Origin of the sequence: Phaeobacter gallaeciensis (assembly GCF_001678945.1) — a bacterium.
In the GTDB taxonomy this organism is placed as follows: domain Bacteria; phylum Pseudomonadota; class Alphaproteobacteria; order Rhodobacterales; family Rhodobacteraceae; genus Phycobacter; species Phycobacter gallaeciensis_A.
Genome location: NZ_CP015124.1, coordinates 698,929 through 723,126 on the forward strand (window position 1 = coordinate 698,929; position 24,198 = coordinate 723,126).

Annotated in this window: 29 protein-coding genes; 14 read left to right on the forward strand and 15 right to left on the reverse strand. The window is 61.4% G+C overall.

What is annotated here, in order from left to right:
- Window positions 1-92: 92 nt before the first annotated feature.
- From JL2886_RS03275 to JL2886_RS03290, 4 genes are all read right to left on the reverse strand, one after another.
- Window positions 93-530 carry a VOC family protein gene (locus JL2886_RS03275; RefSeq protein WP_065270705.1) on the reverse strand — a complete coding sequence of 146 codons (438 nt, stop codon included), beginning with the start codon at window positions 528-530 and terminating at the stop codon, window positions 93-95.
- The gene (locus JL2886_RS03280; RefSeq protein WP_065270706.1) at window positions 530-1,522 is read right to left on the reverse strand and encodes an alpha/beta hydrolase; all 993 of its coding nucleotides are present in this window, start codon (window positions 1,520-1,522) and stop codon (window positions 530-532) included. Before JL2886_RS03280 ends, JL2886_RS03275 begins: the two co-directional genes overlap by 1 nt.
- The gene (locus JL2886_RS03285) at window positions 1,519-2,265 is read right to left on the reverse strand and encodes an alpha/beta fold hydrolase (RefSeq protein WP_065270707.1); all 747 of its coding nucleotides are present in this window, start codon (window positions 2,263-2,265) and stop codon (window positions 1,519-1,521) included. The genes JL2886_RS03280 and JL2886_RS03285 overlap by 4 nt, the downstream gene beginning before the upstream one ends.
- An 88-nt stretch (window positions 2,266-2,353) precedes the next feature.
- On the reverse strand, window positions 2,354-3,019 hold the full coding sequence (locus tag JL2886_RS03290) for a DNA-3-methyladenine glycosylase I (RefSeq protein WP_065270708.1): 666 nt from the start codon (window positions 3,017-3,019) through the stop codon (window positions 2,354-2,356).
- Between the two features lie 238 nt (window positions 3,020-3,257).
- On the opposite strand from JL2886_RS03290, the gene thrS reads away from it, so the two are divergent.
- The 5 genes from thrS (at window position 3,258) to JL2886_RS03315 (ending at window position 8,047) form a co-directional block, all read left to right on the forward strand.
- A complete protein-coding gene (thrS, locus tag JL2886_RS03295; protein WP_065270709.1) occupies window positions 3,258-5,204 on the forward strand; it encodes a threonine--tRNA ligase in 1,947 nt (648 codons plus the stop codon).
- A gap of 232 nt (window positions 5,205-5,436) precedes the next feature.
- Window positions 5,437-5,742, forward strand: coding sequence for a DUF2282 domain-containing protein (locus JL2886_RS03300; RefSeq protein WP_065270710.1), 306 nt, complete (start codon window positions 5,437-5,439; stop codon window positions 5,740-5,742).
- Between the two features lie 86 nt (window positions 5,743-5,828).
- Entirely contained in the window at window positions 5,829-6,716 is an 888-nt protein-coding gene (locus JL2886_RS03305; RefSeq protein ID WP_065270711.1) for a DUF692 domain-containing protein, read from the forward strand.
- On the forward strand, window positions 6,713-7,465 hold the full coding sequence (locus JL2886_RS03310; protein WP_065270712.1) for a DNA-binding domain-containing protein: 753 nt from the start codon (window positions 6,713-6,715) through the stop codon (window positions 7,463-7,465). The genes JL2886_RS03305 and JL2886_RS03310 overlap by 4 nt, the downstream gene beginning before the upstream one ends.
- A gap of 15 nt (window positions 7,466-7,480) precedes the next feature.
- Window positions 7,481-8,047: a DoxX family membrane protein gene (locus tag JL2886_RS03315; protein WP_065270713.1), complete on the forward strand. Its 567-nt coding sequence runs from the start codon at window positions 7,481-7,483 to the stop codon at window positions 8,045-8,047.
- Between the two features lie 70 nt (window positions 8,048-8,117).
- On the opposite strand, the gene JL2886_RS03320 is transcribed toward JL2886_RS03315, so the two are convergent.
- Window positions 8,118-8,435, reverse strand: coding sequence for an arsenate reductase family protein (locus JL2886_RS03320; protein WP_065270714.1), 318 nt, complete (start codon window positions 8,433-8,435; stop codon window positions 8,118-8,120).
- A gap of 220 nt (window positions 8,436-8,655) precedes the next feature.
- Here JL2886_RS03320 and JL2886_RS03325 point away from each other — a divergent pair, with 220 nt between their 5' ends.
- A complete protein-coding gene (locus JL2886_RS03325) occupies window positions 8,656-8,862 on the forward strand; it encodes a cold-shock protein (RefSeq protein ID WP_065270715.1) in 207 nt (68 codons plus the stop codon).
- 58 nt (window positions 8,863-8,920) lie between these two features.
- On the opposite strand, the gene JL2886_RS03330 is transcribed toward JL2886_RS03325, so the two are convergent.
- Entirely contained in the window at window positions 8,921-9,397 is a 477-nt protein-coding gene (locus JL2886_RS03330; protein ID WP_065270716.1) for a dihydrofolate reductase, read from the reverse strand.
- Window positions 9,398-9,411: 14 nt separating this feature from the next.
- The gene (locus JL2886_RS03335; RefSeq protein WP_065270717.1) at window positions 9,412-10,245 is read right to left on the reverse strand and encodes a thymidylate synthase; all 834 of its coding nucleotides are present in this window, start codon (window positions 10,243-10,245) and stop codon (window positions 9,412-9,414) included.
- 247 nt (window positions 10,246-10,492) lie between these two features.
- On the opposite strand from JL2886_RS03335, the gene JL2886_RS03340 reads away from it, so the two are divergent.
- From JL2886_RS03340 to JL2886_RS03350, 3 genes are all read left to right on the forward strand, one after another.
- The gene (locus tag JL2886_RS03340) at window positions 10,493-11,539 is read left to right on the forward strand and encodes a hypothetical protein (RefSeq protein WP_065270718.1); all 1,047 of its coding nucleotides are present in this window, start codon (window positions 10,493-10,495) and stop codon (window positions 11,537-11,539) included.
- A 7-nt stretch (window positions 11,540-11,546) separates the two neighbouring features.
- Window positions 11,547-12,971 carry a surface lipoprotein assembly modifier gene (locus JL2886_RS03345; protein WP_065270719.1) on the forward strand — a complete coding sequence of 475 codons (1,425 nt, stop codon included), beginning with the start codon at window positions 11,547-11,549 and terminating at the stop codon, window positions 12,969-12,971.
- Window positions 12,972-13,043: 72 nt separating this feature from the next.
- On the forward strand, window positions 13,044-13,472 hold the full coding sequence (locus tag JL2886_RS03350; RefSeq protein WP_065270720.1) for a VOC family protein: 429 nt from the start codon (window positions 13,044-13,046) through the stop codon (window positions 13,470-13,472).
- Window positions 13,473-13,911: 439 nt separating this feature from the next.
- On the opposite strand, the gene JL2886_RS03355 is transcribed toward JL2886_RS03350, so the two are convergent.
- The 3 genes from JL2886_RS03355 to JL2886_RS03365 all read right to left on the reverse strand — a co-directional run bounded on the left by JL2886_RS03355 (window position 13,912) and on the right by JL2886_RS03365 (window position 15,175).
- A complete protein-coding gene (locus JL2886_RS03355) occupies window positions 13,912-14,409 on the reverse strand; it encodes a MarR family winged helix-turn-helix transcriptional regulator (protein WP_197492335.1) in 498 nt (165 codons plus the stop codon).
- Window positions 14,410-14,487: 78 nt separating this feature from the next.
- Window positions 14,488-14,760: a succinate dehydrogenase assembly factor 2 gene (locus JL2886_RS03360; protein ID WP_065270722.1), complete on the reverse strand. Its 273-nt coding sequence runs from the start codon at window positions 14,758-14,760 to the stop codon at window positions 14,488-14,490.
- Window positions 14,761-14,776: 16 nt separating this feature from the next.
- Window positions 14,777-15,175: a helix-turn-helix domain-containing protein gene (locus tag JL2886_RS03365; RefSeq protein ID WP_065270723.1), complete on the reverse strand. Its 399-nt coding sequence runs from the start codon at window positions 15,173-15,175 to the stop codon at window positions 14,777-14,779.
- Window positions 15,176-15,275: 100 nt separating this feature from the next.
- Between JL2886_RS03365 and JL2886_RS03370 the strand changes: the two genes are divergently transcribed.
- Both JL2886_RS03370 and JL2886_RS03375 read left to right on the forward strand, forming a co-directional pair.
- Window positions 15,276-16,478 (forward strand): pyridoxal phosphate-dependent aminotransferase, encoded by a 1,203-nt coding sequence (locus tag JL2886_RS03370; RefSeq protein WP_065270724.1) that lies wholly within the window; start codon window positions 15,276-15,278, stop codon window positions 16,476-16,478.
- A 16-nt stretch (window positions 16,479-16,494) separates the two neighbouring features.
- Window positions 16,495-16,905 (forward strand): hypothetical protein, encoded by a 411-nt coding sequence (locus JL2886_RS03375; protein ID WP_065270725.1) that lies wholly within the window; start codon window positions 16,495-16,497, stop codon window positions 16,903-16,905.
- A gap of 31 nt (window positions 16,906-16,936) precedes the next feature.
- On the opposite strand, the gene JL2886_RS03380 is transcribed toward JL2886_RS03375, so the two are convergent.
- On the reverse strand, window positions 16,937-18,289 hold the full coding sequence (locus JL2886_RS03380; RefSeq protein WP_082996143.1) for an MATE family efflux transporter: 1,353 nt from the start codon (window positions 18,287-18,289) through the stop codon (window positions 16,937-16,939).
- Window positions 18,290-18,492: 203 nt separating this feature from the next.
- Here JL2886_RS03380 and JL2886_RS03385 point away from each other — a divergent pair, with 203 nt between their 5' ends.
- A complete protein-coding gene (locus tag JL2886_RS03385) occupies window positions 18,493-19,785 on the forward strand; it encodes an alpha/beta hydrolase family protein (RefSeq protein WP_065270727.1) in 1,293 nt (430 codons plus the stop codon).
- A 64-nt stretch (window positions 19,786-19,849) separates the two neighbouring features.
- Here JL2886_RS03385 and JL2886_RS03390 read toward each other — a convergent pair whose 3' ends face one another.
- The 3 genes from JL2886_RS03390 to ppk2 all read right to left on the reverse strand — a co-directional run bounded on the left by JL2886_RS03390 (window position 19,850) and on the right by ppk2 (window position 22,473).
- Entirely contained in the window at window positions 19,850-20,806 is a 957-nt protein-coding gene (locus JL2886_RS03390; RefSeq protein ID WP_065270728.1) for a nickel/cobalt transporter, read from the reverse strand.
- Between the two features lies 1 nt (window position 20,807).
- Window positions 20,808-21,461, reverse strand: coding sequence for a DUF1007 family protein (locus JL2886_RS03395; RefSeq protein WP_082995987.1), 654 nt, complete (start codon window positions 21,459-21,461; stop codon window positions 20,808-20,810).
- Between the two features lie 73 nt (window positions 21,462-21,534).
- The gene (gene ppk2 / locus JL2886_RS03400) at window positions 21,535-22,473 is read right to left on the reverse strand and encodes a polyphosphate kinase 2 (protein ID WP_065270729.1); all 939 of its coding nucleotides are present in this window, start codon (window positions 22,471-22,473) and stop codon (window positions 21,535-21,537) included.
- Window positions 22,474-22,638: 165 nt separating this feature from the next.
- On the opposite strand from ppk2, the gene JL2886_RS19825 reads away from it, so the two are divergent.
- On the forward strand, window positions 22,639-23,124 hold the full coding sequence (locus JL2886_RS19825; RefSeq protein ID WP_335645293.1) for an alpha/beta fold hydrolase: 486 nt from the start codon (window positions 22,639-22,641) through the stop codon (window positions 23,122-23,124).
- A complete protein-coding gene (locus JL2886_RS19830) occupies window positions 23,114-23,518 on the forward strand; it encodes an alpha/beta fold hydrolase (RefSeq protein WP_335645294.1) in 405 nt (134 codons plus the stop codon). Before JL2886_RS19825 ends, JL2886_RS19830 begins: the two co-directional genes overlap by 11 nt.
- Before the next feature lie 46 nt (window positions 23,519-23,564).
- Here the strand turns inward: JL2886_RS19830 and JL2886_RS03410 are convergent, their stop codons facing one another.
- Entirely contained in the window at window positions 23,565-24,173 is a 609-nt protein-coding gene (locus JL2886_RS03410) for a carboxymuconolactone decarboxylase family protein (protein ID WP_065270730.1), read from the reverse strand.
- Between the last annotated feature and the right edge of the window lie 25 nt (window positions 24,174-24,198).

Below are 24,198 nucleotides of genomic sequence, written 5' to 3' on the forward strand. Positions count from 1 at the left end.
TCCACCTTAACGACTGGTCCGAATTTCCGCGACCACCTCTAACTTTGCAGAGAGTTTTTTGAAATTGCAAGAAGTTAGAGGCCAATTAGAGATCAATCTGCCTCGGGAAATCCATTCCAGCGAAAGGCGCCATCTTCAGACAGGGGCGAAAACGGATTATGGGCGATTTCCCAGATATGGCCATCCGGCGCGCGGAAGTACCCGATGTATCCGCCCCAGAACACCTCGCCCGCGGGGCGCAGCACCTCTGCCCCCGCAGCTCTGGCGGCCTCCATCAGCACGTCCACCTCTTCGGCGCTGCGGGTGTTGTGGCTGAGCGTCATCGCCCCGGTGCCCAGCGCCTCTACCGGAAGGCCGATATCCTCGGCCAGTTTTTCAATCGGATAAAGGCCCAGCGTCTGCGAAATCAGATCGAAGGCAACGACCCCATCCGGGCTTTGCGCCCTTTGCCAGCCGAGCGCCTCGTAAAAGGACGTCGCCACCTCCATATCCGGCACCCCCAGTGTGATCAGGCTGATCCTCTGTTCCATCACTTCACCTCCAGATCGGCCAGCCAGGACAGGATATCCTCAACGGCGGCCTCGGTTTGGCCCGGCGACATGATATCCCCGGCCATGACATGCGCATAGGGATCATCACCAGGACCGGGCGTGTGGTTCTTCACCTCGACCGTCCCGCCCCAGCGCGCCGCCACTCCAGTGGTCAAATCCGGACGGACCACGCGGTCCTGCAGGGAATACCAGAAAAGCGCCGGAATCTGCGCTTTCTCCACTGGCAGCGCCATCACCGCGCGCACCAGCGCCGCCATCGGCATCGCCGCCACGGATGGGTAAGAGGTGGTCCAGAACCGACCATGTTCCAGGCTGCGCGCCGGAAAATTGCGCTCTTTCCCCACCAGCAACGGCAGCCAATAGCGCGCAGCGGGCCAGGTTAGCAGCGGCGCTGCCGGATGATTGACGCCGTAGTTCGGGGAAATCATTGCGAGCCCCACCAGATCCTGCGAGAGCGCCGGATCAAGCGCCGCGGCGGTCATCAACGTCGCCCCTGTTGAGGTGGCGATCACCACCACCCGATCGCCGACCGCGCGCGCCGCCGCCAGGGCCTCGGCCACATCCTGCATCCAATCGTTGACCGTTGGTTCGGCCATCGCCGCGCCGGGGCGCCCGTGGCCCGCCAGCCGGGTATAGACAAGGTTCGCACCCAGCGCCGCCGCAACCCGATCCGGCACCGGGCGGATTTCCTCGGAGGTGGCAGAGAAGCCGTGGATATAGACCACCGACAGCGGCGTACGCACTTCGGGCTGCCCGGCCCAGATTACCCGTTTTTCCGCACCGGGCGTGATATCGGAATAGGCGCTTTCGACGGTCTCGAAATAGACCCCCACCCCTTCACCAAAGCGGCGCGGCTCGAAGGAGGCTGAAAGGTCCACCGGCTCATAAGGCCCAAAGGCCCAGAGCGCCGCCCCAGCGGCCGACAGGGCCAACCCGGCGCGGACCAGCCATTTTGCCCCCCGCCGTATCATGAAACGCCAAGCACCTCTTCCAGCGCCGCCTCGATCAGCTTCAGGCAGGCCTCATCGGAAAACCGGTGGTCTGCGTCCTTGACCAATGTCAGCCGCATGTCTTCGCATTCCGCATGATCGAGCAGCCGCAGCGCGGTCTCGGTGGAGACAGCCGTATCGGCCGTGCCTTGCAGGCAGCGCACCGGAAAAGGCAGCGCCAGCGGGCTGCGCAGGACCAGGCGGGTGCGCCCATCCTCGATCATCCGTTGGGAAATACGGTAAGGCTCCATGTAATCACTGGGCAGCTCCACATATCCCTGCGCGTCGAGTTCGGCCTTCTGCGCCTCGGTGAAACTCGCCCAGTATCCATCCTCGGTGAAATCCGGCGCGGCAGCTATGGTGACCATCCCGGCGATGCGTTCGGGTACGGCGCGCGCCAGAAGCAGCGCCTGCCAGCCGCCCATGGAAGAGCCGACCGGCACGATGGGTCCTTCGGTCAGCGCCGCGACGGCCGCCAGCGTGTCTTCGTGCCAATCGCCGATGCAGCCATCCTCAAACTTTTCCGAGCTTTCCCCGTGACCCGAATAATCAAACCGCAAAAAGGCGCGCCCCTGCGCCTGCGCCCAGGCCTCCAGATGGATGGCCTTGGTGCCTTCCATGTCGGATTTCAGCCCGCCAAGGAATACGATCACCGGCCCCGCACCCTCGGTCTTGTGATAGGCGATGCGCCGCCCTTGGGGCGTCTCCAGATAGTTGGCCGTCATCTCGCGAGTCCTTCTGTCATGTCTTTCGCCAATCCTCTGCCATGTCGTGGCGCCATATGCAAAACCGGCCATCCACCGGCGGGCGAGCCTATATGCTGAGCGCGAGAATGCGGGAAATCTCTGCCAGAGGCCGCCCCGACTGCGCCTGCCATGTATTGAATGCCTCTTGCGCCGCCAGCATGGCCTTTCTTGATCCCGGCGGGCCCGATATCACCCTTTCGGCAACAAGCCGGGCGACCACGTCTTTGGTGAAGACATAGCCATCGCGCCCCATCTGCCGCAGGACATAGCCGCCGGTGGTGCCGCCCAACCGGGACCCTTCGGATTTGAGCCACAATAGCAGTTCCCCAAACCGGTCATCCGGCCAGTCGGCGATCTTGCGGCCAAAACCACCCGCCTCTGCCGAGACCTCTTGAATGAAAACCGCGTTTTCCTGAATGGCGCGCAGTTTCGGGGCGTTGCGAATGATCCGCTTGTCCTGCAACAGCGCATCAAACCATTCATCGGACATCAGTGCCACGCGCCCCACCTCGAACCCCTCGAAGGCGGCAACGATATCGTCCTCTTTGGCCTCGATCATCTTTGTGTTCATGCCGGTCGAAAAGATCCGCATCGCCATGGTCTGCAGCCAGATTGCGTCCGGGATCTCTGCCACCTCCGCCTTGGGACGGATCGTCGGCAGCATGGCCGCAATTGCCTCGGGGCCGCCATGGCGATCCGCCGCCAAGTCCAATATCTCTTCAAAACTATGCATGGTGCTCTTTCTAATCGGGCAATCGGACAAAACACCCGGGGATCGTGACCCCGCGCCCATCAAAAGGCAAGAATGGAAAGAAAACCAATATGCTGTGGCTTCTTCGTCTTTACTCAAGGTGACGCCAAGACAGACTGCAGTGGTTGACAGCGCCAGCGCCTCGGTCAAAAAGGGGCACAGACACCATAACCCGCAACCGGGCGTTCAGTGGGCGCCAAACCGACGAGGAGCAGCCGATATGGCCCAGATCTCTCTCACCCTTCCCGATGGCAATGCACGATCCTATGACGCAGGCGTAACCCCTGCCGAGGTCGCTGCCGACATTTCGACCTCGCTGGCAAAAAAGGCGATTTCGGCCACCGTCGATGGCAAGCATTGGGATCTGCAATGGCCGATCAATGCCGACGCCTCCATCGCCCTGCACACCATGAAGGACGAAGACCAGGCGAATGAGCTGATCCGTCACGATCTGGCGCATATCATGGCGCGCGCGGTGCAGGAAATCTGGCCCGAGACCAAAGTCACCATCGGCCCGGTGATCGAAAACGGCTGGTACTATGACTTCGACCGCGCCGAACCCTTCACCCCCGAAGACCTTGGCGCCATCGAAAAGAAGATGAAGGAAATCATCAACAAGCGCGAACCCGTGACCACCGAGGTCTGGGACCGCGAACGTGCGGTGAAATTCTATGAAGCCAACAACGAGCCTTACAAGGTCGAGCTGATCGACGCCATTCCCGGCGACGAGCCGCTGCGCATGTACTGGCACGGCCACTGGCAGGATCTGTGCCGGGGTCCGCACCTGCAGCACACCGGACAGGTGCCGGGCGATGCCTTCAAGCTGATGTCCATCGCGGGCGCCTATTGGCGCGGAGACAGCGACCGCGCCATGCTGCAGCGGATCTATGGCGTTGCCTTCACCGGCAAGGAAAAGCTGAAAGCCTACCTCACCATGCTTGAGGAAGCTGCCAAGCGCGACCACCGCAAGCTGGGCCGTGAAATGGACCTGTTCCACATGCAGGAAGAGGCCCCCGGTCAGGTGTTCTGGCACCCCAACGGCTGGAAGGTCTACACGACCCTGCAGGACTATATGCGCCGTCAACAGGAACGCGGCGGCTATGTCGAGGTGAACACGCCGCAGGTCGTTGACCGCAAACTGTGGGAAGCCTCGGGCCACTGGGACAAGTACCAGGAAAACATGTTCATTGTCGAAGTGGACGAAGACCATGCCCGGGAAAAGGCGGTAAACGCGCTGAAGCCGATGAACTGCCCCTGCCACGTGCAGGTATTCAATCAGGGTCTGAAATCCTATCGCGATCTGCCGCTGCGCATGGCCGAGTTCGGCTCCTGTGCGCGCTATGAACCCTCGGGGGCGCTGCACGGCATCATGCGGGTGCGCGGCTTTACACAGGACGACGGCCACATCTTCTGCACCGAGGATCAGATCGAAAGCGAAACTGCGCGTTTCATCGACTTCCTGTCGAAGATCTACGCCGACCTTGGCTTCCACGACTGGACCATCAAACTGTCGACCCGCCCCGAGAAACGCATCGGCAGCGACGAAAGCTGGGACTTCGTGGAAAAGGCACTTGGCGATGCCTGCAAGGCGGCCGGCTATGACTTCGAGATCCTCGAAGGCGAAGGCGCCTTTTATGGTCCCAAGTTGGAATTCACCCTGACCGATGCCATCGGCCGGAACTGGCAGTGCGGCACGCTTCAGGTGGACCCCAACCTGCCCGAACGCCTCGAAGCGACCTATGTGGGTCAGGACGGCGCCAAGCATCGTCCCTTCATGTTGCACCGCGCAACGCTCGGCTCTTTCGAACGTTTCATCGGCATCCTGATCGAGGAACACGCGGGCAAGCTGCCGTTCTGGCTGGCGCCGCGTCAGGTGGTTGTCGCCTCCATCACCTCGGAAGCCGATGATTACGTTGCAGAAGTCGTGGAAACGCTGAAGGCCGCAGGCGTGCGCGCCGAGGCGGACATCCGCAACGAGAAGATCAACTACAAGGTCCGCGAACATTCGCTGGGCAAGGTGCCGGTGATTCTGGCGGTCGGCCACCGCGAGGTCGAAGAGCGCACCGTTTCCGTGCGGCGCCTCGGTGAAAAACAGACCAAGGTCGAAACCCTCGCCGATGTAACAAAATCGTTGGGCCTTGAGGCCACGCCGCCGGATCTGCTGTAACAATTGCGGCTACCGCTATCAAAAACCGGCTCCCAATCGGGGGCCGGTTTTCATTTTATAGTTGATTAACGTTCCCAATCAGATGGTTAAACACTATCAGACTGTCACACTTCCTGACGCCCGCGTGACACACAGCCTCGTGAATTTAAAGACCTCCGGACCTGGGTTAGGGTTTTCACGTACCCCAAGGGTATACTCGATATACCGCAAAACCCGTTGAGGAGGACTTCATATGTCGAACCACGCAAAATCCCTCGCCGTCGCCAGCGCGGTTGCCGCTGCCCTGACCGCTGCAACCACCATGCCTGCCGCTGCGCAGAGCAAGGAAAAGTGCTACGGCATCTCCCTGGCCGGCCAGAACGATTGCGCCGCCGGCCCCGGCACCACCTGCGCGGGCAGCTCGGTCGTTGACTATCAAGGCAACGCCTGGACCCTGGTCGACGCAGGCACCTGCGCCGAAATCGAACTGCCGGAAATGGCAGACGGCACCGCGCGCAAAGGCTCGCTGGAGCCGCTGGAGCGCGACCTGCCCGCATAAGAATTGATTTCGTGAAGGGCGCGCGCCTGCCCGCCCTTCACATTTTCGCCCCGCCCCAATCCACGACCAGACGAGCAGGACACGCCATGCTGGACGCCGTACATCCCGACAGACTGCCGACGACCCCCGGCGTGGGGTACAAGCCGCAGCATTTTGATGCCCTGACCCGTTCTGTGACGGATGAAAACGGCCCTGGTCCGGTACGCTGGCTGGAAATCCATGCCGAGAATTACATGGGCGACGGCGGCCGCCCCATCGCGCAGCTGCGTCATCTGGCGGAACGGTTTGCAATCTCCGTGCATGGCGTGGGTCTGTCGATTGGTGGTGAAGCGCCGCTGGACCGTGACCACCTTGCGCGGTTGAAAAAGCTGGTCAACTGGCTGAACCCGGCGAGCTTCTCTGAGCATCTGGCCTGGTCCACCCATGACAGCCATTTCCTGAACGATCTGCTCCCCCTGCCCTATACCACAGAGACGCTAGAGCGGATCTGCGATCACATCGACCAGTTGCAGACCACCATCGGACGCAGCATGCTGCTGGAAAACCCCTCCAGCTATCTCGCCTTTGACGAAAGCGACTGGTCCGAGCCGGAATTCCTGGCCGAGATCAGCCGCCGCACGGGCTGCGGTCTGCTGCTGGACGTCAACAACGTCTTTGTCTCGGCGACCAATCTCGGGTTCTCACCCACAGAATACATTGATGCCTTTACGCTTGATAACATTGGCGAAATCCATCTGGGCGGGCACGACGAGGATGAAGACGATCATGGCGCGCCGCTGCTGATCGACAGCCACGGGCGCGAAGTCGTCGACCCGGTGTGGTCCCTGCTCGACTACACGCTGGAGAAATCCGGGCCCAAACCCGTTCTGATCGAATGGGACACGGATGTACCGGACTGGCCCATCTTGCGGGACGAGGCCCTGCGCGCGGATCAGGCCCTGTCGAAAGTTGCCCCGGCACAGGTGGCGAGATGAAACTGTCGCAAACAGGTTTCGTCAGCGCCTTGCTGGCGCCGGATGCCCCGATTCCGGATGGGCTGTCAGATGGTGTTGGCCGTCCGGCTGGTAGCCGGTTTTCGGTCTACCGCAACAATGTGGCGGCCTCTCTGACAGAAGCCCTGCACGAAGGGTTCCCGGCGATCGCGGGCCTTTTGGGCAAGGAGAACATGGACGGGCTGGCCGGGCTTTACTTTCGCAAGCACCCGCCCGCCTCGCCCCTGATGATGCATTTCGGCGGCGATTTCCCTGATTTTCTGGCCGGGATGCAGCAGCTGAACCATCTGGGCTACTTGCCCGATGTGGCCCGTCTCGAACTTGCGCTGCGCCGCTCCTACCACGCAGCCGACGCAATGCCCGCCGCACGGGATGCGCTGGCCGGGATGTCCCCTGATGTGCTGATGTCACTGAAGGTGGGAATTGCCCCGGCGGTGGAACTGCTGCGCTCCGACTGGCCGCTGTATGACATCTGGCGTTTCGCCACGCAGCCCGGCGCCCCCAACCCCCGGGCCAAGGCGCAGGACGTTCTGATCACCCGGCCCGAATTCGATCCCATCGCCCAGCCGCTGCACCCCGGCGGCGCTAATTGGATCGACGCCCTGATCCAAGGTCAAAGCATCGGGGCAGCCTATGAGGCGGCCCTGCAAGCGAGCCCTGATTTCGACCTCTCCCAACCGCTGACCCTGCTCTTAGAGGGCGGCGGGCTGACCGATCTTATGATCTCATGACATAAAGGAAAACCAATGCGTTCTGTTGTTTCGCTCCACAACGCGGTCTTCGGCCTCATCGAAACCGCGGGAAGCTGGCTGTTGCCTGCCCTCACCCGTTTCGTCTTTGCTGCAACCCTTCTGATGTACTTTTGGGTCTCCGGCGTCACCAAGCTGGGTGATGGCATTTTGGGCCTGTTCAGCCCCTCCATGGGCGCCTATGCGCAGATCTTCCCGAAGCAATTCGAAGCCGTCGGCTATGACGTTTCGCAGCTGGGCGCGTTCCACTGGCTGGTCGTCATGGCGGGCACCTGGGCCGAATTCATCCTGCCGCTGCTGCTGATCATCGGCCTGTTCACCCGCCTTGCCGCGCTTGGCATGATCGGCTTTGTCGTGGTGCAGTCCCTGACCGATATCTACGGTCACAACGGCACCGACCCGAAAACGCTTGGCGCCTGGTTCGACCGCTTCCCGGACGGCATTATTCTGGATCAGCGTCTGCTGTGGGTCTTCCTGCTCAGCGTACTGGTGATCAAAGGCGCCGGTGCCCTGTCGCTTGATGCCGTGCTGAACCGCAAATTCGCGGCGAGCAATCCGGCCTGATCCCAGCCGACATTGTCGCGCGCCATTTCCGCCATCCCCGCTAAAAACGGGGATGGCGTTTCTCGTTGCCCTATTCGGGCAAAAGCGCCTGCTGAACGCTCTTGTCCCAGCCAAGGTACAGCTTGCCATCATCTTCGATCAGCGGCCGTTTCATCAGCGCAGGATGGGCGCGCAAGAGGTCAAGCGCCGGGGTTTCCCGTTCAGCCTCACTGAGCCCCCGCCATGTGGTTGAGCGCGTATTGACCAGTTTGCCTTCAAATTCAGCATAGGCGCGCTCCAGAACATCATCCGGCACGCCATCGGCCCTGACATCCACCAGTGTAGCCTCTGGCAAGAGTTTCAGTGCCTTACGGCAAGTATCACAGTTCTTCAGTCCAAAAAGCTGCATCGTATCATTCTCTTTCGCTTTGGATCGTTTCCCGTAATTTACGGAAGATTTTGAGGTCTGGTCTTGATTTTTTGTTCACGCATGTAACAGTCGGACTTGCCTAGACATTTTTCGGACGCCGTATAGCTCCTCACGCAGCATTGTCCGGCGCCGAAGAAAGGCAATTGTGAACGCCTTGGCAATATCCGGGGCGCGTATAAGGTAGAAGGAGACACGGAACATGCCAAGTGGCACCGTGAAATGGTTCAATAACACAAAGGGTTACGGATTTATCGAACCCGACACAGGCGGCAAGGATGTCTTTGTTCACATCTCTCAGGTCGAACGTTCCGGATTAAAGGGACTCTCTGACAATATGAAAGTCGGTTACGAGTTGACTGAAGGTCGCGATGGCCGACAGATGGCCGGCGAAATCACCGAACTCTGACGGGGGTGAGGCGGCGCGCACCGGCACGCCGATCCACGCGACACCTCACCGGGCCATCTTATCGTCTGAGGTACTCCACCAAAGCGCAGGCCGGATCTGCCGCCCGTAAGGCGGTGGTTCCGATGGGGTTCCAATCCGCCTCGCTGAAATCGGGGAAGAACGTATCAGCGCCTTCGACGCCAACATCGACTTCGGTGATCAGCAGGCGATCAGCCAGCCCCATCATCGCAGCATAGATCCCGGCGCCGCCGATGCCATAGACGCGCCGGTATCCCTGTGCATAGGCCATATCGATGGCCTCCCCGATCGAGGCGCAGACGGTATCCGCTGCGGCAGGATCTGATGACACAACGATATTCAGGCGGTTTTTCAGCGGCTTGAACGGCAGGCTGTCCCAGGTCCGGCGCCCCATCACGATGGCACCGCCCAGTGTTTCACGCTGAAACGCCTTCAGATCCTCGGGCGCGTGCCAGGGTATCGTGTTGTCCTTGCCAATGGCGCCATCTCGGGCGCGGGCCGCGATCAGTGTAATCATCTCTGCTGCCCCCGTTAAACCGCGACCGGCGCCTTGATGGCCGGATCGGGATCGTAGTTCAGGAACTCAAAGTCCTCGTAGCGGAAGTCGAAAATCGATTTCACGTCCCGTTTGATCCGCAGCTGCGGCAGGGGTTTCGGCGTCCGCGACAGCTGCTCCTGCACCTGATCCATATGGTTTGCATAGATATGCGCATCCCCCATGGTGTGAATGAAATCGCCCACCTCATAGCCCGTCACATGCGCCAGCATCGCCTGCAACAGCGCGTAGGAGGCGATATTGAACGGCACGCCCAGGAACATGTCCGCCGAGCGCTGATAGAGTTGCAGATGCAGCTTACCGCCTAGGATCCGTACCTGCCACAGGGTATGGCATGGCGGCAGCGCCATATCCGGCACATCGCCCGGGTTCCAGGCCGACACGATCAGGCGGCGGCTGTCGGGCGAGGTTTCGATCATCTTCACCAGATCCGCGATCTGATCGACACTGCCCGCGCGATAGAGGGCTTCGTCCCCCGTGGTTCCGGGCACCAGATCCAGACGCGGGAACCGGCGCCACTGATAGCCATAGACCGGTCCCAGATCGCCATTCTCATCCGCCCATTCATCCCAGATCGACACCCCGTTCTCCTTCAGGTAGCCGATGTTGGTATCCCCGGAGAGGAACCACAGCAACTCGTGAATGATCGAGCGCAGGTGTAGCTTCTTGGTGGTGACCAGCGGGAACCCATCGGCCAGAGAGTAGCGCGCCTGCATGCCGAAACAGGACAGCGTCCCGGTCCCGGTGCGGTCACTGCTGCGGGTGCCATTCTCCAGAATGTGGCGCAAGGCGTCGTGATATTGCTGCAAAGGTCGTCCCCTCCCCGGCCGCGCCCGGTTGCCGGGCTGTTTCGCCTTTGGTCATACCCGTTGCACCGGCTCGCGCCAAGGCCTTGCGCCCCAGCGCCTGCTGCCAACACCCCGAAGACGAACTATGGCATTCAGGCCAGCCCCGCCGACAAAGTTTTCCCCATCCCGCAAATCCGTTGACTTTTGGGGAGCTGCGGCAAATTGTGAGAAAAAACCGCCCAGAAGTTCGAGCAGAGGCAGGCACATCATGAATAAGATTACTGGCGCATTTATTGCGGCGCTTGCGCTATCGGCGTGCGGCAACGGGAATCCGTTCACCGAAGACACGACTGATAACGGCGGCGACACTGGCACCGACACCGGAACAGATACCGGTATCGACGGGGACGGCCGCCCGCCGGGGACCCCCTCCCCGACCCCCGACACCTCCATCTTCCGCCGCGAAGGTACCAGCACCGAAGACGCCTATATCGGCAATGGCTACGCCACCGAAATCAGCTATGACAGCAACAACGATACGTTCTCGGTGGACAACCTCGCCTTTGACGGGGACGGCACCTATGCCCGCGGCACCGCCGTCAGCAGCCTTGGTCCCTTTGCAGTCTACGAAGCCGACGCCCAGTACAGCGACATCACCGACAACGAGCCAATCAACCAGTTCACCCACCGGGCGATCTACGGCGTCAGCACATCGGGCAACAGCAAATTCGCCATTGTCCGCACAGGCGCCTATGCCGATTATGGCTTTGGCGGCTTCGTCTATCAGCGCGATAACTCCGTCACCCTGCCCAGCAGCGGACAGGCCCAGTACAACGGTTCCCTGGCCGGCCTACGGGACTACAACGGCGCCGCGGGATTGGAGTACACCACCGCCGACGTGCAGATCGCTATCGACTTTGACGACTTCAACCCGGCGACCGGCGGGCGCGGCGATGCGGTGAGGGGCAGCCTGACCAACCGGACCATCTACGACACTGCCGGCAATGACATCACCAATGACGTGATCAACCGGATCAACGTCGACAATAACCTGACCCTGTCCAGTATTCCGGTTGCCGTCTTTGATGTCGGCCCGAACAATCTGGATGACAACGGCGAAATCATAGGCACCCTGCAAAGCACCTATGTCGATGCCAACGGCACGGCCCAAACCTATGAAACCGGCAATTACTACGCGGTGGTCTCGGGCGACAATGCCGAGGAAATCGTAGGTGTCGTGGTGCTGGAAAACTCGCTTGACCCAGCTGCAAATTCCGTCCGCGAGACGGGTGGCTTCATCGTCTACAATAACTGAGCCTGTGATGCCTCGCGTTCAGCCGCTCAGCCAGGGTCTGGGCAGGGCTGCACTGGTCCTGCTCTGCGCGACGGTTCCGGCTTCGTTCGGGGCCGTGACCACGGCTGCGCCTTCGGGTGAAACGGTGCTGACCCCGGCTCAGATGCGCGCTGCGGCGACGCAGCTCTTGAAGGTCAGCAATCCAAAACAGGCTTTGGCCCTGGCCGAGGCGCTGATCTCACGCGACCCAGAGGACCGCACCGCGCTCCTCATCAAATCGCGGGCGGCGCGGGATCTCGGCGACTATCCCACCGCACGAAAAACAGCCAAACAAGCCTGGTCACTGGCCGAGACCGACAGCGACCGATACGCAGCCGCCCTGATCATGGCGCAAGCGCTTTCCTCGGGCGGACAACGCACCATGGCGCAATTCTGGCTGCGCCGCGCCGTGGAACATGCCCCGGACGAACAGCTGGAGCGCCGCGCAGTGCGCGATTTCCGGTACCTGCGCGCCAGCACCCCCTGGCTGCATCGGTTTTCCTTTTCGGTTTCTCCCGAATCCAACATCAACAACGGCTCCTCCGAGCGGTCCTCGTTCCTGAATTACGAGCTGGCAGAGGTGCTTCTGGGCCAACCCGTGGAGTTCGAGCTGGGCGGCACCCAGATGGCGCTCTCTGGAATCGAATACGCAGTAGGCCTGCGCTCCCGATACCGGTTTCACGAAACCGAAACCCGGGCTCATGACCTCGCCTTCTCATTGGATGCGCGTAGCTATACCCTCTCTTCCGAAGCCAAGGCGCAGGCGCCCGGCGCCGAGGGCAACGACTTTGCCTTTGCCACCTATCAGATGGGCTATGGATTGCGTGGCATCAATCTGGACCGTAGGGGCGAATTCCGCCTGGCCGCGGATCTGGGGCAAAGCTGGTATGGCGGCGAGGAATACGCCCGCTTCCTGCGCCTTTCTGCCGGGCAAAGCTACAAGCTGGACCGCGGCCGCCGGATCAACGCGCGCCTGTCGCATGAAATTCAGGACGGTGTCGCGACCAGCGACCAGGACACCTGGCGCGCAGATCTTTCCTACAGCTTCAAGCTGCCCTCTGGCGCAACGCTCTGGACCAACCTGTCTCTGGCCGGGGCAACGTCAAACTATGCCCCCGACGAATTTGAGGAGGTCGGCCTGCGCACCCAGCTGACGCTGGGCAAGCCGATCCTCGGCGCGACGGCGCAATTCGGTCTTTGGGGGCGGATCCGGGATTATGACGTCTCCCCGCACAGCCCGGACGGGCGCCACGATGACCGCTACCAGGCAGATGTCTCGCTCACCTTCAACAAGATTGATTACTACGGTTTCAACCCGACGGTCAGCATTTCAGCATCCAAGCTCGACAGCAATATCGGCCTCTATGAATCGCATCGCTTCGGCGTGAACTTCGGCATTCAGTCGGCTTTCTGACGCTGGCCCCCTCGACTTTCCGGACCTGAAGGTTACTGTCGGCCCGAACGTGATCAGATCAGGGAAAATCACATGCCCCTTACCTATTTGCACACTATGGTCCGCGTTAAGGACCTTGAGAAATCCATGGCCTTTTACAAGCTTCTGGGCCTTGTAGAGACGCGCCGCTATGACAGTGAGCAAGGCCGGTTCTCTCTCATCTTCCTCGCGCCTCCGGGTCAGGAAGATGCCCCGATCGAGCTGACCTACAACTGGGATGGCGACGACGGACTGCCCAGCGACAGCCGCCATTTCGGCCATCTCGCCTATGGCGTCGATAACATTTACGAGATGTGCCAGCACCTGATGGACAATGGCGTCACCATCAACCGCCCGCCGCGCGACGGGCGCATGGCCTTTGTGCGCTCCCCCGACAATATCTCGGTCGAGCTGCTGCAGAACGGTGAAGCTCTGGAACCGGCAGAGCCCTGGGCCAGCATGGAAAGCTCCGGCCACTGGTAAACCCGCCGCCGGGCGCGGCCCCGGCAGGGTCCACTACAGGACACCAGAACAGAACACGTGAAAAAGGCGGCCCCGTTCCCGGGGCCGCCTTTTTCTGTTTTTGTCGCCTTTATTGTCGCTCAGCGCCGCGGTGATCTGCGGGCAGCGCGTGTACCTCTATACGCCCCCTGCCGTGTTCGGTCTGTCGGGGCCTTGATCTTTGCTGGCTAAACACCGTTTCCCTTTGGGGCCATGTATTGATCTGTTGAGGCATTCTTGCCTGTGCGACACTCACCCTCGCGGCTGAGCTCCTGTAGGTCGCAAACGGTTCACTCTTGAATTCTTCAAGTCGGGGTTTTGGCTGCGTTTTACAGCCGTACTAGGGTCTTCTTAACAGGTAGATCGAGCAGCCTTTCTGGCTGCATGGCAGCGGCTTTGGACCAAACGGTCCAGCACCAAATCAGTAGATGTAGCGGATCTGGTCAGACCAGTAGCGCTCCACACGTTTCAGCGAGGCGGTAATGTCTGCAATACCCTCTCCGCTGATGACACCTTTGCCTTCCAGGCCTTCTGCGTGACGCGAGAACAGCCCAGCCACGATATCGCGGATTTCCCGGCCACGCGGCGTCAGACGCACACGCACCGACCGGCGGTCGATTTCGCAGCGCTGGTGATGCATGTATCCCATGTCGACCAGCTTTTTCAGGTTGTAGCTGACGTTGCTACCTTGATAGTAGCCACGCGTCTTCAGTTCGCCAGCGGTGACTTCATTGTCGCCGATGTTGAACAGCAATAGCGCCTGGACGGCGTTGATTTCCAGAACGCCTACGCGTTCAAATTCATCCTTGATCACATCCAGCAACAACCGGTGCAGACGTTCTACCAGCGCCAGTGCTTCAAGGTAGCCAGTCATGAACCCTTTTCGGTCCTGCTGGCCAATTGGCAATTCCATACTCATTCGCATCTCCGACTCGAATTTGCTGAGAGACAGAATGCCTACAATTTCCGAAAAATCAGTTAAGCTGAATTTTTATGATTATTGATAGGTTTGCGCAATGTGTTGAACCAGCTCAGAAAACGCTTCGGGCGCCGAGACCTGCCCCGTAACCCATTGATATAAATCCTGATCATTTTCATGAAGCAGCCGGTCATAGAGGTCGAGATCCGCCTCTGACATGGCCGCAAGGTTGGCCTCAGCATAAGCGGACAGAAGAATATCCATCTCTTTGATTCCACGCCGCATCGACCGCATCTGCAAACGCTTCAGCCGGTTTTCGCGTGTTTCTGCCCCAGGGGTCTGTCCGCTCATGTGAGTCGCTCTCGTCTTATTGTGCTGCGTTTTGTAGCAGGTTCCGCAGTTTCTTTTCCAGACGCGCAGCGCGGTCCGAACCGGCGCGCAGCTCGGCGCGCAACTCGCGCAGCTCGCTCAGCACGGAAGAGAAATCGCCAGCTTCCAGTTCCAGCTCGCCCGGCTCGGGCATGCCGTCGCCTTCGCCCGTCAGCAGCCAAGTCATCGACACGTTCAGCAAGCCGGACATCATCGACAGTTTATTGGCGCGCGGCTCGGACAGGTCCTGTTCCCAGCCCGACAGGGTGCTTTTCTTGACGCCCAGACGTCGCGACAGCTGACCCTGGCTCATGCCTGCAGCCTCTCTTGCAGCTGCCACACGATCGCCGAACGTCGCGGCCTCCGGTCCGAACCAGTCTGTAGTATCGTTAGCCATTATGGCTCTCCCTTAATTGAACGCGCCAATGCCGCTTGATCGCGATTTGGCCGCACCCTATGACAGTTAACAGCAACATACAAACCGGGGCCACTCCGCCATGTCTTTTCTGTCAGCAACACTTTCTCGCGTAAAACCGTCACCCTCGATCGCCATCAGCACCCTTGCCGCCGAGCTGAAGGCGCAGGGGCGCGATGTGATCGGTCTGAGCGCCGGTGAGCCGGATTTCGACACGCCCCAGAACATCAAGGACGCCGCCGTCGCTGCCATCGCGGCAGGCAAGACGAAATACACCGCCCCCGATGGCATTCCCGAACTGAAACAGGCGATCTGCGCCAAGATGAAACGCGATCACGGGCTGGACTACACCCCGAAACAGGTCTCGGTCGGCACCGGCGGCAAACAGACGCTTTATAATGCGCTGATGGCGACGCTGAACCCGGGCGACGAAGTGATCATCCCGGCGCCTTACTGGGTCAGCTATCCCGACATGGTGCTGCTGGCTGGCGGAACCCCGGTCCCGCTCGAAGCCTCGCTGGAAAGCGATTTCAAACTGACGCCCGAGCAGCTCGAAGCCGCGATCACCCCGAACACCAAGTGGTTCATCTTCAATTCGCCCTCCAATCCCAGCGGTGCGGGCTACAACCGGGCCGAACTGAAAGCGCTGACCGATGTTCTGATGCGCCACCCGCACGTCTGGGTGATGACCGACGACATGTATGAACACCTGGTCTTTGACGGGTTCGAATTCTGCACCCCAGCCGAGGTGGAGCCGGGCCTTTACGAGCGGACCCTCACCTGCAACGGCGTGTCCAAGGCCTATGCCATGACCGGCTGGCGCATTGGCTATGCGGCGGGGCCTGAGCATCTGATCGCCGCCATGCGCAAGGTGCAGTCGCAATCGACCTCGAACCCCTGCTCGATCAGTCAATGGGCCGCCGTCGAGGCGCTGAACGGTTCGCAGGATTTCATTGCCGAAAACAACGTCGCCTTCAAACGCCGCCGCGATCTGGTGGTGGCTGCGCTGAATGATATCGACGGGATCACCTGCCCAACCCCGGAAGGGGCCTTCTACGTCTACCCCTCCATCGCCGGACTGATTGGCAAGAGCACGCCCAAGGGCACCGTCATCAGCGATGACGAAGCCTTCGCCACCGCGCTCCTGGAAGAGCAGGATGTGGCCGTGGTCTTTGGCGCGGCATTCGGTCTGTCGCCGAATTTCCGCATCAGCTACGCCACCTCGGACGAAGCGTTGGTAGAGGCCTGCCGCCGCATCAAAAGCTTCTGCGACACCCTCAGCTGAACCGGAGAGACCGCCTATGTCCGCTGCGCTGCCCGAGTATTACTTCCGTGTCCGCGAAAACGGGGCCTTTGTGTTCCGTGTGGATACGGAGAACCGCCAGCGCCGGATCGACATGGATCAGATCGCCGTTGTGAACACACGCAATGGCGAGATCCGCCCGCATGGGGACCGCCAGCTTTCCGCCCGCGACATGGAGGCGATCGAGACCTGGATGGCAGACCGCATCGCCACGCTGGCGCGGCGGGACATTGATGACATTCACCGGGCGGTGGACCATTTGAACCTCACCGCCCATTGGGTGCAAAGCAAGGCCACCGACGAACAGCTGGATGAAGTCTCGGATGCATTGTTAATGGCGATGCACGACCTGCGCTCGGTTCTGGTGCGCAAGAAGGCCGACCAGCTGATGAAATCTCGCAAGGACTAAACCGGCCCGTCGCCGTTTCCCGTGGCCCTGATCAGATCGCGGCGGCAGGTACCCTATGGGCGGCCTGACGCCAGAACCGGATTAGCAGGAAGAACCCGGCACAGCTGAGCCCCAGCGCCAGCCCGTACCAGACCCCGACACCCCCCCAGCCAAAGGTAAAGCCGAACAGGTAGGAGGCCGGGATGCCGACCACCCAATAACTGAGCGCGGCGATCACCATCGGAACGCCGGTGTCCTGCACCCCGCGCAACAGCCCCAGAACCACCACCTGCATACCATCCATCAGCTGAAACAGCGCCGCCGCGGCCAACAGCCCGGCCCCGATAAGCAGGATTTGCGGCTTGTCCGGATCCTCGGTGCCCAGAAACAGCGAAATCAGCGGATCCGGCGCGGTCAGGAACAGCACGATCGTTGCAACCGACATGGCCAGCGACAGGGCGATGACCACCTTCGCCCCACGCGCCATATGTGGCCAGTCGCGGCGCCCATAGGCGTTACCGGACCGGATCGTCGCCGCATTGCTGAGACCGAGGTGCACCATGAAGGTGAGGCCCGACAGCGTGATCGCAATCCCATGCGCCGCCAAGGTGGCCGTGCCCAGCCAGCCCATCATCATCGCAGAGGCGGTGAACAGGCTGATCTCACTGAGATTGGTCAGCCCGATCGGCACGCCAAGGCGGAAGACCTCTCGCAACATCTCCCAGTCGGGGCGGTGAAAATTACGCATCAGCTCGTGCTCGGCCAACGCCTTCAGGGCGTATGCAAGCACTGCCACCAGCGACACAAGCTGCGTCAGCACCGAGGCAATCGCCGCACCCGTAATGCCCAGCTCTGGCGCGCCCCAGTGGCCAAAGATCAGCGCGTAGTTCACCACGGCATTGACAAGAGCCGCCAGCACCGTAACCCAAAGCACGACCTGCGTGCGCTCCAGCGCCGCCAGATAGGATTTCAGCACCATCACCAGGAGCGCCGGGAACAGCCCCCAGCCTGCAATGCGCAGATAGGCCGAGGCATCCGCCGCCACCCCCGGTTTCTGCCCCAGCATCAACAACAGCGGCTCGGAATACCACAGCACCGGCATTGCCAGAACGCCGTAGGCCAGCGACAGCCACAGCCCCATGCGGGTGGAGCGTCGGATCTGGCGCTCTTCCCCCGCGCCTGCTGCGGCCGCCACCAGCGGCATCACGGCAAAGGCAAAGCCGGCCCCCAGCATGAAAAAGACAAAGAAACAGGATCCGGCCAGCGTCACCGCCGCCAGTTCATCGACGCCATACCAACCCAGCATTATGGTATCGGTCATGTTGATCGCGAACTGGGCCACATGGCCGCCGATCAGGGGCAGGCCCAGAACCGCCACGGCCCGGGCGTGTGCACGATATGTCATCACAGTTTCCATGCTCTCGCATTAGGGCCGCCCGCCGCCTCTGGCAAGAGGTTGCGTCTCATCTTGAAACGTTCCTCCCTGGCTGCCAGTCCAACACTGCCAAACCCGAATGACGCAGTGTCACGCGGAAATTGCACAACATCCGCTACACATGTCGTGACCACGGGCTACCGTGGGGCCATTGGTTTCAACAGGAGAGCATTATGCGCGAACAGATTGCAGCGATCGGACTTGCGGCGGGACTGGCTGCGGGCACGGCGGCAGTGGCCGAAAACCGGATTGACCGGATCCGCCCCGATGCGCCCGAACTGGCGGCCTTTGGACCCCATCCGATCGGGGTACAGACGCTGACCTTCACCCACCCTGGACAACACGACATCCTCAATACAACGGCCGACAGTCAGCCGATCTATGACCGCCCTCTGACAGTCGAAGTCTGGTATCCGGCCGCGCCCGGCACCGAACCTGGCGGCAGCTATCGCACCGTCCTGCGTGATGGTGCGACCGAAGTCACGTTGCAGGGCCGTGCCGCCCGCGCGGCAGAGCCCGCAACCGGCGCCCGCTATCCGCTGGTGGTGATCTCTCACGGCTATCCCGGCAACCGCTTCCTACTGTCGCATCTGGGCGAAAACCTGGCCTCCAAAGGCTATGTGACCGTCTCCATCGACCATACCGACAGCACTTACTCCGATCAGGCGGCCTTTGGCTCGACCCTGCTGAACCGCCCCATCGACCAGAGGTTCGTTATCGATCAGATGGCCGCGCTTGATGGACCGCTGGGCGCCATCACCGATGTCTCGCAGACTGGGGTGATCGGCTATTCCATGGGGGGCTATGGCGCCCTGATCTTTGCCGGGGCGGGCGTCACCCAAGCCTCGACCGAATACAGCTGGGGCACGCCCGCCGGGCTGCTGTCGCGGCACCTGGCCGGATCGGACAGCCACAAGGCGCTGGTGGACGAGCGGGTCAAGGCGGTGATCTCCATCGGTCCCTGGGGCATGAACACCGGGTTCTGGGATGCCACCGGGCTAGCAGGCGTGGAAAAGCCAGTGATGATGATGGCGGGCAGCGCCGATGATGTGTCGAAATACCCCGCCATGCGACAGATCTTCGAAGGCATGGTCAACACCGACCGGCATCTTCTGACCTTTGAGGCAGCCAACCACAATGCCGCCGCCCCGATGCCCGCCCCGATCGAAAGCTGGCAACCGGTGGAAACACTCGATTTTGTGCCGTTTGAACACTATGCGGATGCGGTCTGGGACACCAACCGGATGAACAATATCGCACAGCATTTCGCCACGGCCTTCATGGATCTGCACTTGAAAGGCGCCGAGGACAAAGCCGCGTATCTGGAGCTGATCCCGCGCGCGGCGGATGGCGTCGTCGACACGGACGATGCGGGCAAGGAAGGCCCCGGTCATACCTATTGGAAAGGCTTTGCGCCGCGCACCGCGCAGGGGCTGACCTTTGAAACCCTGCCAAAGGGCGAATAGTCACTTAGACAGCCAAGCCCCGCTGCCGGAGCAACCGGCTGGCGGGGCTGATCAGAACGACAGATCAGATCGCCCGCAACATGATCTGAACTGCCAGAAGCGCGATTACCCCTCCGGCCAGCAATTCAAGCCCCGCCGCCAGAGCCAGCGCGCGGCGCCCCTGCATCCGGTCCAGTGCACCCTGTCGCAGGCTGACCGAGGCAATGGCCACCGCCACAGTCACACTGGCCGTGCCAAGCCCCATGGCAAAGGCACCGGCGATCCCCGCGGGCAGCACATCCATGCGCCATGTCACCAAGAGAAGGAACACCGCACCGGTACAGGGACGCAGCGCCACCGCGCCGATAATCGCCAGCGCATCGCGCAGCCCGTGAACCTGTGCCGCCTCTTCCAACGTCGGGCCATGCCGGTGACCGCAGCTTGGGCAGGCATCTGCTGAATGATCGTGATCATGGTCGTGGCTGTGCATATGGCCGTGGTCACAGGCCGCGACCAGCCCATCCACCTTCGCAGCAGAAGGACTTTGGCGCAGGCGCAGCAGGCGGCGCGTCCCGCGCTGGAACAGGTACACGCCCACCAGCGCGATCAGACCATAGGACAGCGGCGCCAGGACCTCCTCTGCGATGCTGGTCATGCGCTCCCGGCCCCAGTCCATCACGGTCAGGCCGCCTGCGACCAGCACAACCGCCGTCGCCGCCTGCGCCAGCGAGGAGGCCACCGCCAGCGCCGCCAACCGCCCCATGGCCACCGAGCGGTCCATACCGTAGCCGCCGATCACCAGCTTCCCGTGCCCCGGCCCTGCTGCGTGAAAGAACCCGTATGCGAAACAGAGTGACAAAAGCGAGATCAGCGCACCCGGTTGACCGGCCTTCAGCGCCCGCAGGCCCCGCGCCAGCGCCGATTGCGCCTCGCGCTGGCCAGAAACCGCCCAGCGCGCCACATCCTGCGCGCCGCCAAACCCCCAAAGCCAGATTGCAATGACAAGGACCGCGAGTGCGGCGAGTGCTGTAAGGACTCGCATCTCAGTCTCCGCAGATCAGACGGACCGTATCGGCAAAGGCCTCTCCGACCTCCGGATAGGCGGCCTCGGCCTGATCAGCAGGCATGGCATACAGCAGCTCTTCGACCAGCGTGTATGCACGGTCGAGATCCGGTTCGGTGATTTCGGCCCGACACCCTGCCCCGACCGAGACGCCCTGGTTGACCGTATAGGCCGTGTAGTAAGTGGGATCATAGGCCCGGATCACAACGGCCTCCGCCGGGACCGGCGCCTTCAGCCCGCGCCGGTGGCGGGTGGTGATCCGCCCGTCCACCACTTCGGTCGACAGGTGTTCTGGCGCCGTCAGGGCCAGCGGCGCCTCGTTCCGGGTCAGGTAGGTGTCCCCGGCATAGCCTGCGCTCCACTTGAGATCAAAGCCCTTGAGACGTGCCAGCTCATCATCGGTCAGGACGCCGTCCGCATCCGGGTCCAGCCCCAGATCCTCGAAAATCAGCAGCGAATAGAATTCGTCGTAGGCCCAAGTGACCTCGACCGCCTCAAGCGCTCCGCCCGCGCCAATCTGCACCGCCAAACCGGTATCCACAAAGATATGCGGATGCGCCTGCACAGCAGCAGGCGCAAGAGCGGCGCAGGTGGCAAAGACCGGCCCTGCAAGGCGTTTTTGCAGCGTTTTCATGTCCTTTGGTTTAGCCGCAAGCCCCGCCCCCAACAAGACGGCATCCCGCCGCGCCAAGGTGGATCGGCAAAGGTCAGCGCAGCCGGGAATTGGGGTGCAGCGCCTTCCCTAGAATATGGTCCGAGCGGTGGATCACATGATGTGCCTGACCGATGATCAGCGGATCCGGCGCCGTGGCGATTTCAGGGTCCTTTCCAGGATAATCCAGCGTGCTGAGGAAATGGCGCATGCAGTTCAGCCGCGCCCGTTTCTTGCAGTTGGATTTCACCACCGTCCACGGCGCATCTGCGGTGTCGGTGTAAAAGAACATCGCCTCTTTCGCCTCGGTATAGTCATCCCATTTGTCCAGCGAGGCCTTGTCGATCGGTGACAGCTTCCACTGTTTCAGCGGGTCAGTCTCGCGCGATTTGAACCGGCGCAGCTGTTCGTCCTGCGTCACCGAGAACCAGTACTTGTATAGCCGGATACCCGAGCGCACCAGCATCTGTTCCAGATCCGGTGTTTGGCGCATGAACTCCAGATATTCGCTCGGCTCGCAAAAGCCCATCACCCGCTCGACCCCGGCGCGATTGTACCAGGAGCGGTCATAAAGCACGATCTCGCCGCTGGTGGGCAGGTGTTGCAGGTAGCGTTGGAAATACCATTGCCCGCGCTCTTCGTCGGTCGGCTTGTTCAGCGCCACGACGCGTGCATGGCGGGGGTTCAGGTGCTCGGTAAAACGTTTGATCGTGCCGCCCTTGCCCGCCGCATCACGCCCTTCGAACAGCATGACGAACTTTTCCCCGGTCTCCAGCGCCCAGTGCTGAACCTTCAGAAGCTCCGCCTGCAGCTTTGCCTTCTCTTCTTCATAGGCTTTGCGGGCCATTTTGCGGGCATAGGGGTACTTGCCGCTTTCAAAGGCGCGGCGGATTTCCTCAGGCGCGGGCGGGCGCGGCGTAGCGCTTGGCTGGGGGGTGCTGGTGTTCGCGGCGGCTGGCCCTGCGGGAACTGGCTGTGCGGGGGGTGTGGACATATGGAACTCCTTACAATCACATTTGCCGCCAGCTTACCGGCTTTGCTACGCGAGCGCGCTGACCTGTATCAAAGGACCGGCGCAAATTGGCTGTCACGTGACGAAATCGTTGCGCCCTGTGCGGTCTGGCATCAGCCTGTTCTTGATAGCGCGGAGGATTTCAGCATGCAGGCAGGTTTCGAGACACTGAACGGCAAAGCCTTTTTCGTCCGCCGCTGGGGCGACCCTGCCCTGCCGCCACTGCTGATGCTGCACGGGTTTCCCGAATATGGCGGCGCCTGGCAGGAACTGGCCGAACGCCTGTGCCACAGGTTTTACTGCATCGCACCGGATCAGCGCGGATATGGCCAAAGCTGGGCGCCGCAGGACGTAGGCGACTATGCCACTTCCAGATTGGTTGCCGACATGGCGGATCTGATCCCTTCGTCCGGCGCCCCGGTCACCGTGCTGGGACACGACTGGGGTGCAGCAGTGGCCTATGGTCTGGCGATGTTCCGACCCAATCTGGTGTCTCGACTGATCATCGCCAATGGTGTGCACCCGGTGCCCTTCCAGCGGGCGCTGGCTGCCGGTGGACCACAGGCCGCCGCCTCGCAGTATAATCGCCGACCTGCGGCGCGACGGATCGGAGGCAGATCTAATGGCCAATGATTTCGAAAAGCTGCTAGCGCTGTTTGGTGCCCCGATGGATATGAGCTGGCTCAGCGGTGAACGGCTGAAGGTCTACAAGGTGGAATGGTCCCGCCCCGGCCGCCTTCGCGGCATGGTGAACTGGTACCGGGCCTCGCCCTTGCAACTGGCCCAGCCCGGCAGCCCGATCCCAATGCCGGACCTGCCGCTGAACCGGTTGCAGGTTCCCCAGCCGCATCTGCTGATCTGGGGCGCGGATGACAGCGCCCTTTTGCCGGAAGCGACCGAGGGGCTTGAGGATTTCGCCCCCAACCTGACACGCATCACCCTGAAGGGCTGCGATCACTGGCTGCACCATCAAAGACCCGATGAGATGAGCCATGCGATCCTGACATGGTCAGAGCAGAGCGTCTGACGCGGGACTGGATCGCAGGCGCATCTGTCTTGCGTCTTGTCGCGGCTTACTTGTGCCCCCAGTCGTTCGGATCTTCCGAATTGTTGGGGCTGAGGCCCAGCACATCGCCATCGGTCGAGCAGCCAAGCCCCAGAACGGTCCGGTTGGCGTAGGAAAAATAGGCTGTGACCTGATTGATTTCGAGGATCTCCCCATCGTCAAACCCGGCATTGCGCATCGCCTGAATGTCGGATTGCTCAACACTCGCAGGCGCCTCGGTCAGCTTGCGCGCATAGCCCATCGCAACCTTCTGCGCAGGCTCCAGCGGTGCCGCCTCGGGATCGCGCGCCTCGATCGCAGCCCGGATAGCCAGACCGCGTTCTTCGTCCTGCAACAGGCGCTGCAGCCCGGCAAAGTGATGCTCCACGCAATAGGCACAGTCATTCAGAGAAGAAACCCAGACGCCAAGCACCTCCAAGAACCACTTGGGAATGGTATTGCCGGTATGGTGCAGGACGTTCTTGTAGATCGCCATATGCCCTTCCATCGAATGCGGGCGCAGGCTGTGCACCATCATGATGTTATCGACATTGCCGCCCGGCCCGGTCACCCGATCATAAAGTTTCTTCAGCTTCCCGGTGGCCTCGTCAAAGGGGACGGTTCTGATCCACGCCATATGCACTCTCCTCTTGCTTTGCGGC

Bases quoted from the DNA above. Each gene is read 5' to 3' on its own strand.
- JL2886_RS03365 (WP_065270723.1), bottom strand. From the start codon at position 15,175: ATGGCTAACGATACTACAGACTGGTTCGGACCGGAGGCCGCGACGTTC.
- JL2886_RS03275 (WP_065270705.1), bottom strand. From the start codon at position 530: ATGGAACAGAGGATCAGCCTGATCACACTGGGGGTGCCGGATATGGAG.
- JL2886_RS19830 (WP_335645294.1), top strand. From the start codon at position 23,114: ATGGCCAATGATTTCGAAAAGCTGCTAGCGCTGTTTGGTGCCCCGATG.
- JL2886_RS19825 (WP_335645293.1), top strand. From the start codon at position 22,639: ATGCAGGCAGGTTTCGAGACACTGAACGGCAAAGCCTTTTTCGTCCGC.
- JL2886_RS03290 (WP_065270708.1), bottom strand. From the start codon at position 3,019: ATGCATAGTTTTGAAGAGATATTGGACTTGGCGGCGGATCGCCATGGC.
- JL2886_RS03345 (WP_065270719.1), top strand. From the start codon at position 11,547: ATGCCTCGCGTTCAGCCGCTCAGCCAGGGTCTGGGCAGGGCTGCACTG.
- JL2886_RS03315 (WP_065270713.1), top strand. From the start codon at position 7,481: ATGCGTTCTGTTGTTTCGCTCCACAACGCGGTCTTCGGCCTCATCGAA.
- JL2886_RS03370 (WP_065270724.1), top strand. From the start codon at position 15,276: ATGTCTTTTCTGTCAGCAACACTTTCTCGCGTAAAACCGTCACCCTCG.
- JL2886_RS03375 (WP_065270725.1), top strand. From the start codon at position 16,495: ATGTCCGCTGCGCTGCCCGAGTATTACTTCCGTGTCCGCGAAAACGGG.
- JL2886_RS03340 (WP_065270718.1), top strand. From the start codon at position 10,493: ATGAATAAGATTACTGGCGCATTTATTGCGGCGCTTGCGCTATCGGCG.
- JL2886_RS03305 (WP_065270711.1), top strand. From the start codon at position 5,829: ATGCTGGACGCCGTACATCCCGACAGACTGCCGACGACCCCCGGCGTG.
- JL2886_RS03320 (WP_065270714.1), bottom strand. From the start codon at position 8,435: ATGCAGCTTTTTGGACTGAAGAACTGTGATACTTGCCGTAAGGCACTG.
- JL2886_RS03325 (WP_065270715.1), top strand. From the start codon at position 8,656: ATGCCAAGTGGCACCGTGAAATGGTTCAATAACACAAAGGGTTACGGA.
- JL2886_RS03395 (WP_082995987.1), bottom strand. From the start codon at position 21,461: ATGAAAACGCTGCAAAAACGCCTTGCAGGGCCGGTCTTTGCCACCTGC.
- JL2886_RS03380 (WP_082996143.1), bottom strand. From the start codon at position 18,289: ATGACATATCGTGCACACGCCCGGGCCGTGGCGGTTCTGGGCCTGCCC.
- JL2886_RS03300 (WP_065270710.1), top strand. From the start codon at position 5,437: ATGTCGAACCACGCAAAATCCCTCGCCGTCGCCAGCGCGGTTGCCGCT.
- JL2886_RS03310 (WP_065270712.1), top strand. From the start codon at position 6,713: ATGAAACTGTCGCAAACAGGTTTCGTCAGCGCCTTGCTGGCGCCGGAT.
- JL2886_RS03360 (WP_065270722.1), bottom strand. From the start codon at position 14,760: ATGAGCGGACAGACCCCTGGGGCAGAAACACGCGAAAACCGGCTGAAG.
- JL2886_RS03385 (WP_065270727.1), top strand. From the start codon at position 18,493: ATGCGCGAACAGATTGCAGCGATCGGACTTGCGGCGGGACTGGCTGCG.
- ppk2 (WP_065270729.1), bottom strand. From the start codon at position 22,473: ATGTCCACACCCCCCGCACAGCCAGTTCCCGCAGGGCCAGCCGCCGCG.
- JL2886_RS03330 (WP_065270716.1), bottom strand. From the start codon at position 9,397: ATGATTACACTGATCGCGGCCCGCGCCCGAGATGGCGCCATTGGCAAG.
- JL2886_RS03280 (WP_065270706.1), bottom strand. From the start codon at position 1,522: ATGATACGGCGGGGGGCAAAATGGCTGGTCCGCGCCGGGTTGGCCCTG.
- JL2886_RS03355 (WP_197492335.1), bottom strand. From the start codon at position 14,409: ATGAGTATGGAATTGCCAATTGGCCAGCAGGACCGAAAAGGGTTCATG.
- JL2886_RS03285 (WP_065270707.1), bottom strand. From the start codon at position 2,265: ATGACGGCCAACTATCTGGAGACGCCCCAAGGGCGGCGCATCGCCTAT.
- JL2886_RS03390 (WP_065270728.1), bottom strand. From the start codon at position 20,806: ATGCGAGTCCTTACAGCACTCGCCGCACTCGCGGTCCTTGTCATTGCA.
- JL2886_RS03350 (WP_065270720.1), top strand. From the start codon at position 13,044: ATGCCCCTTACCTATTTGCACACTATGGTCCGCGTTAAGGACCTTGAG.
- JL2886_RS03410 (WP_065270730.1), bottom strand. From the start codon at position 24,173: ATGGCGTGGATCAGAACCGTCCCCTTTGACGAGGCCACCGGGAAGCTG.
- thrS (WP_065270709.1), top strand. From the start codon at position 3,258: ATGGCCCAGATCTCTCTCACCCTTCCCGATGGCAATGCACGATCCTAT.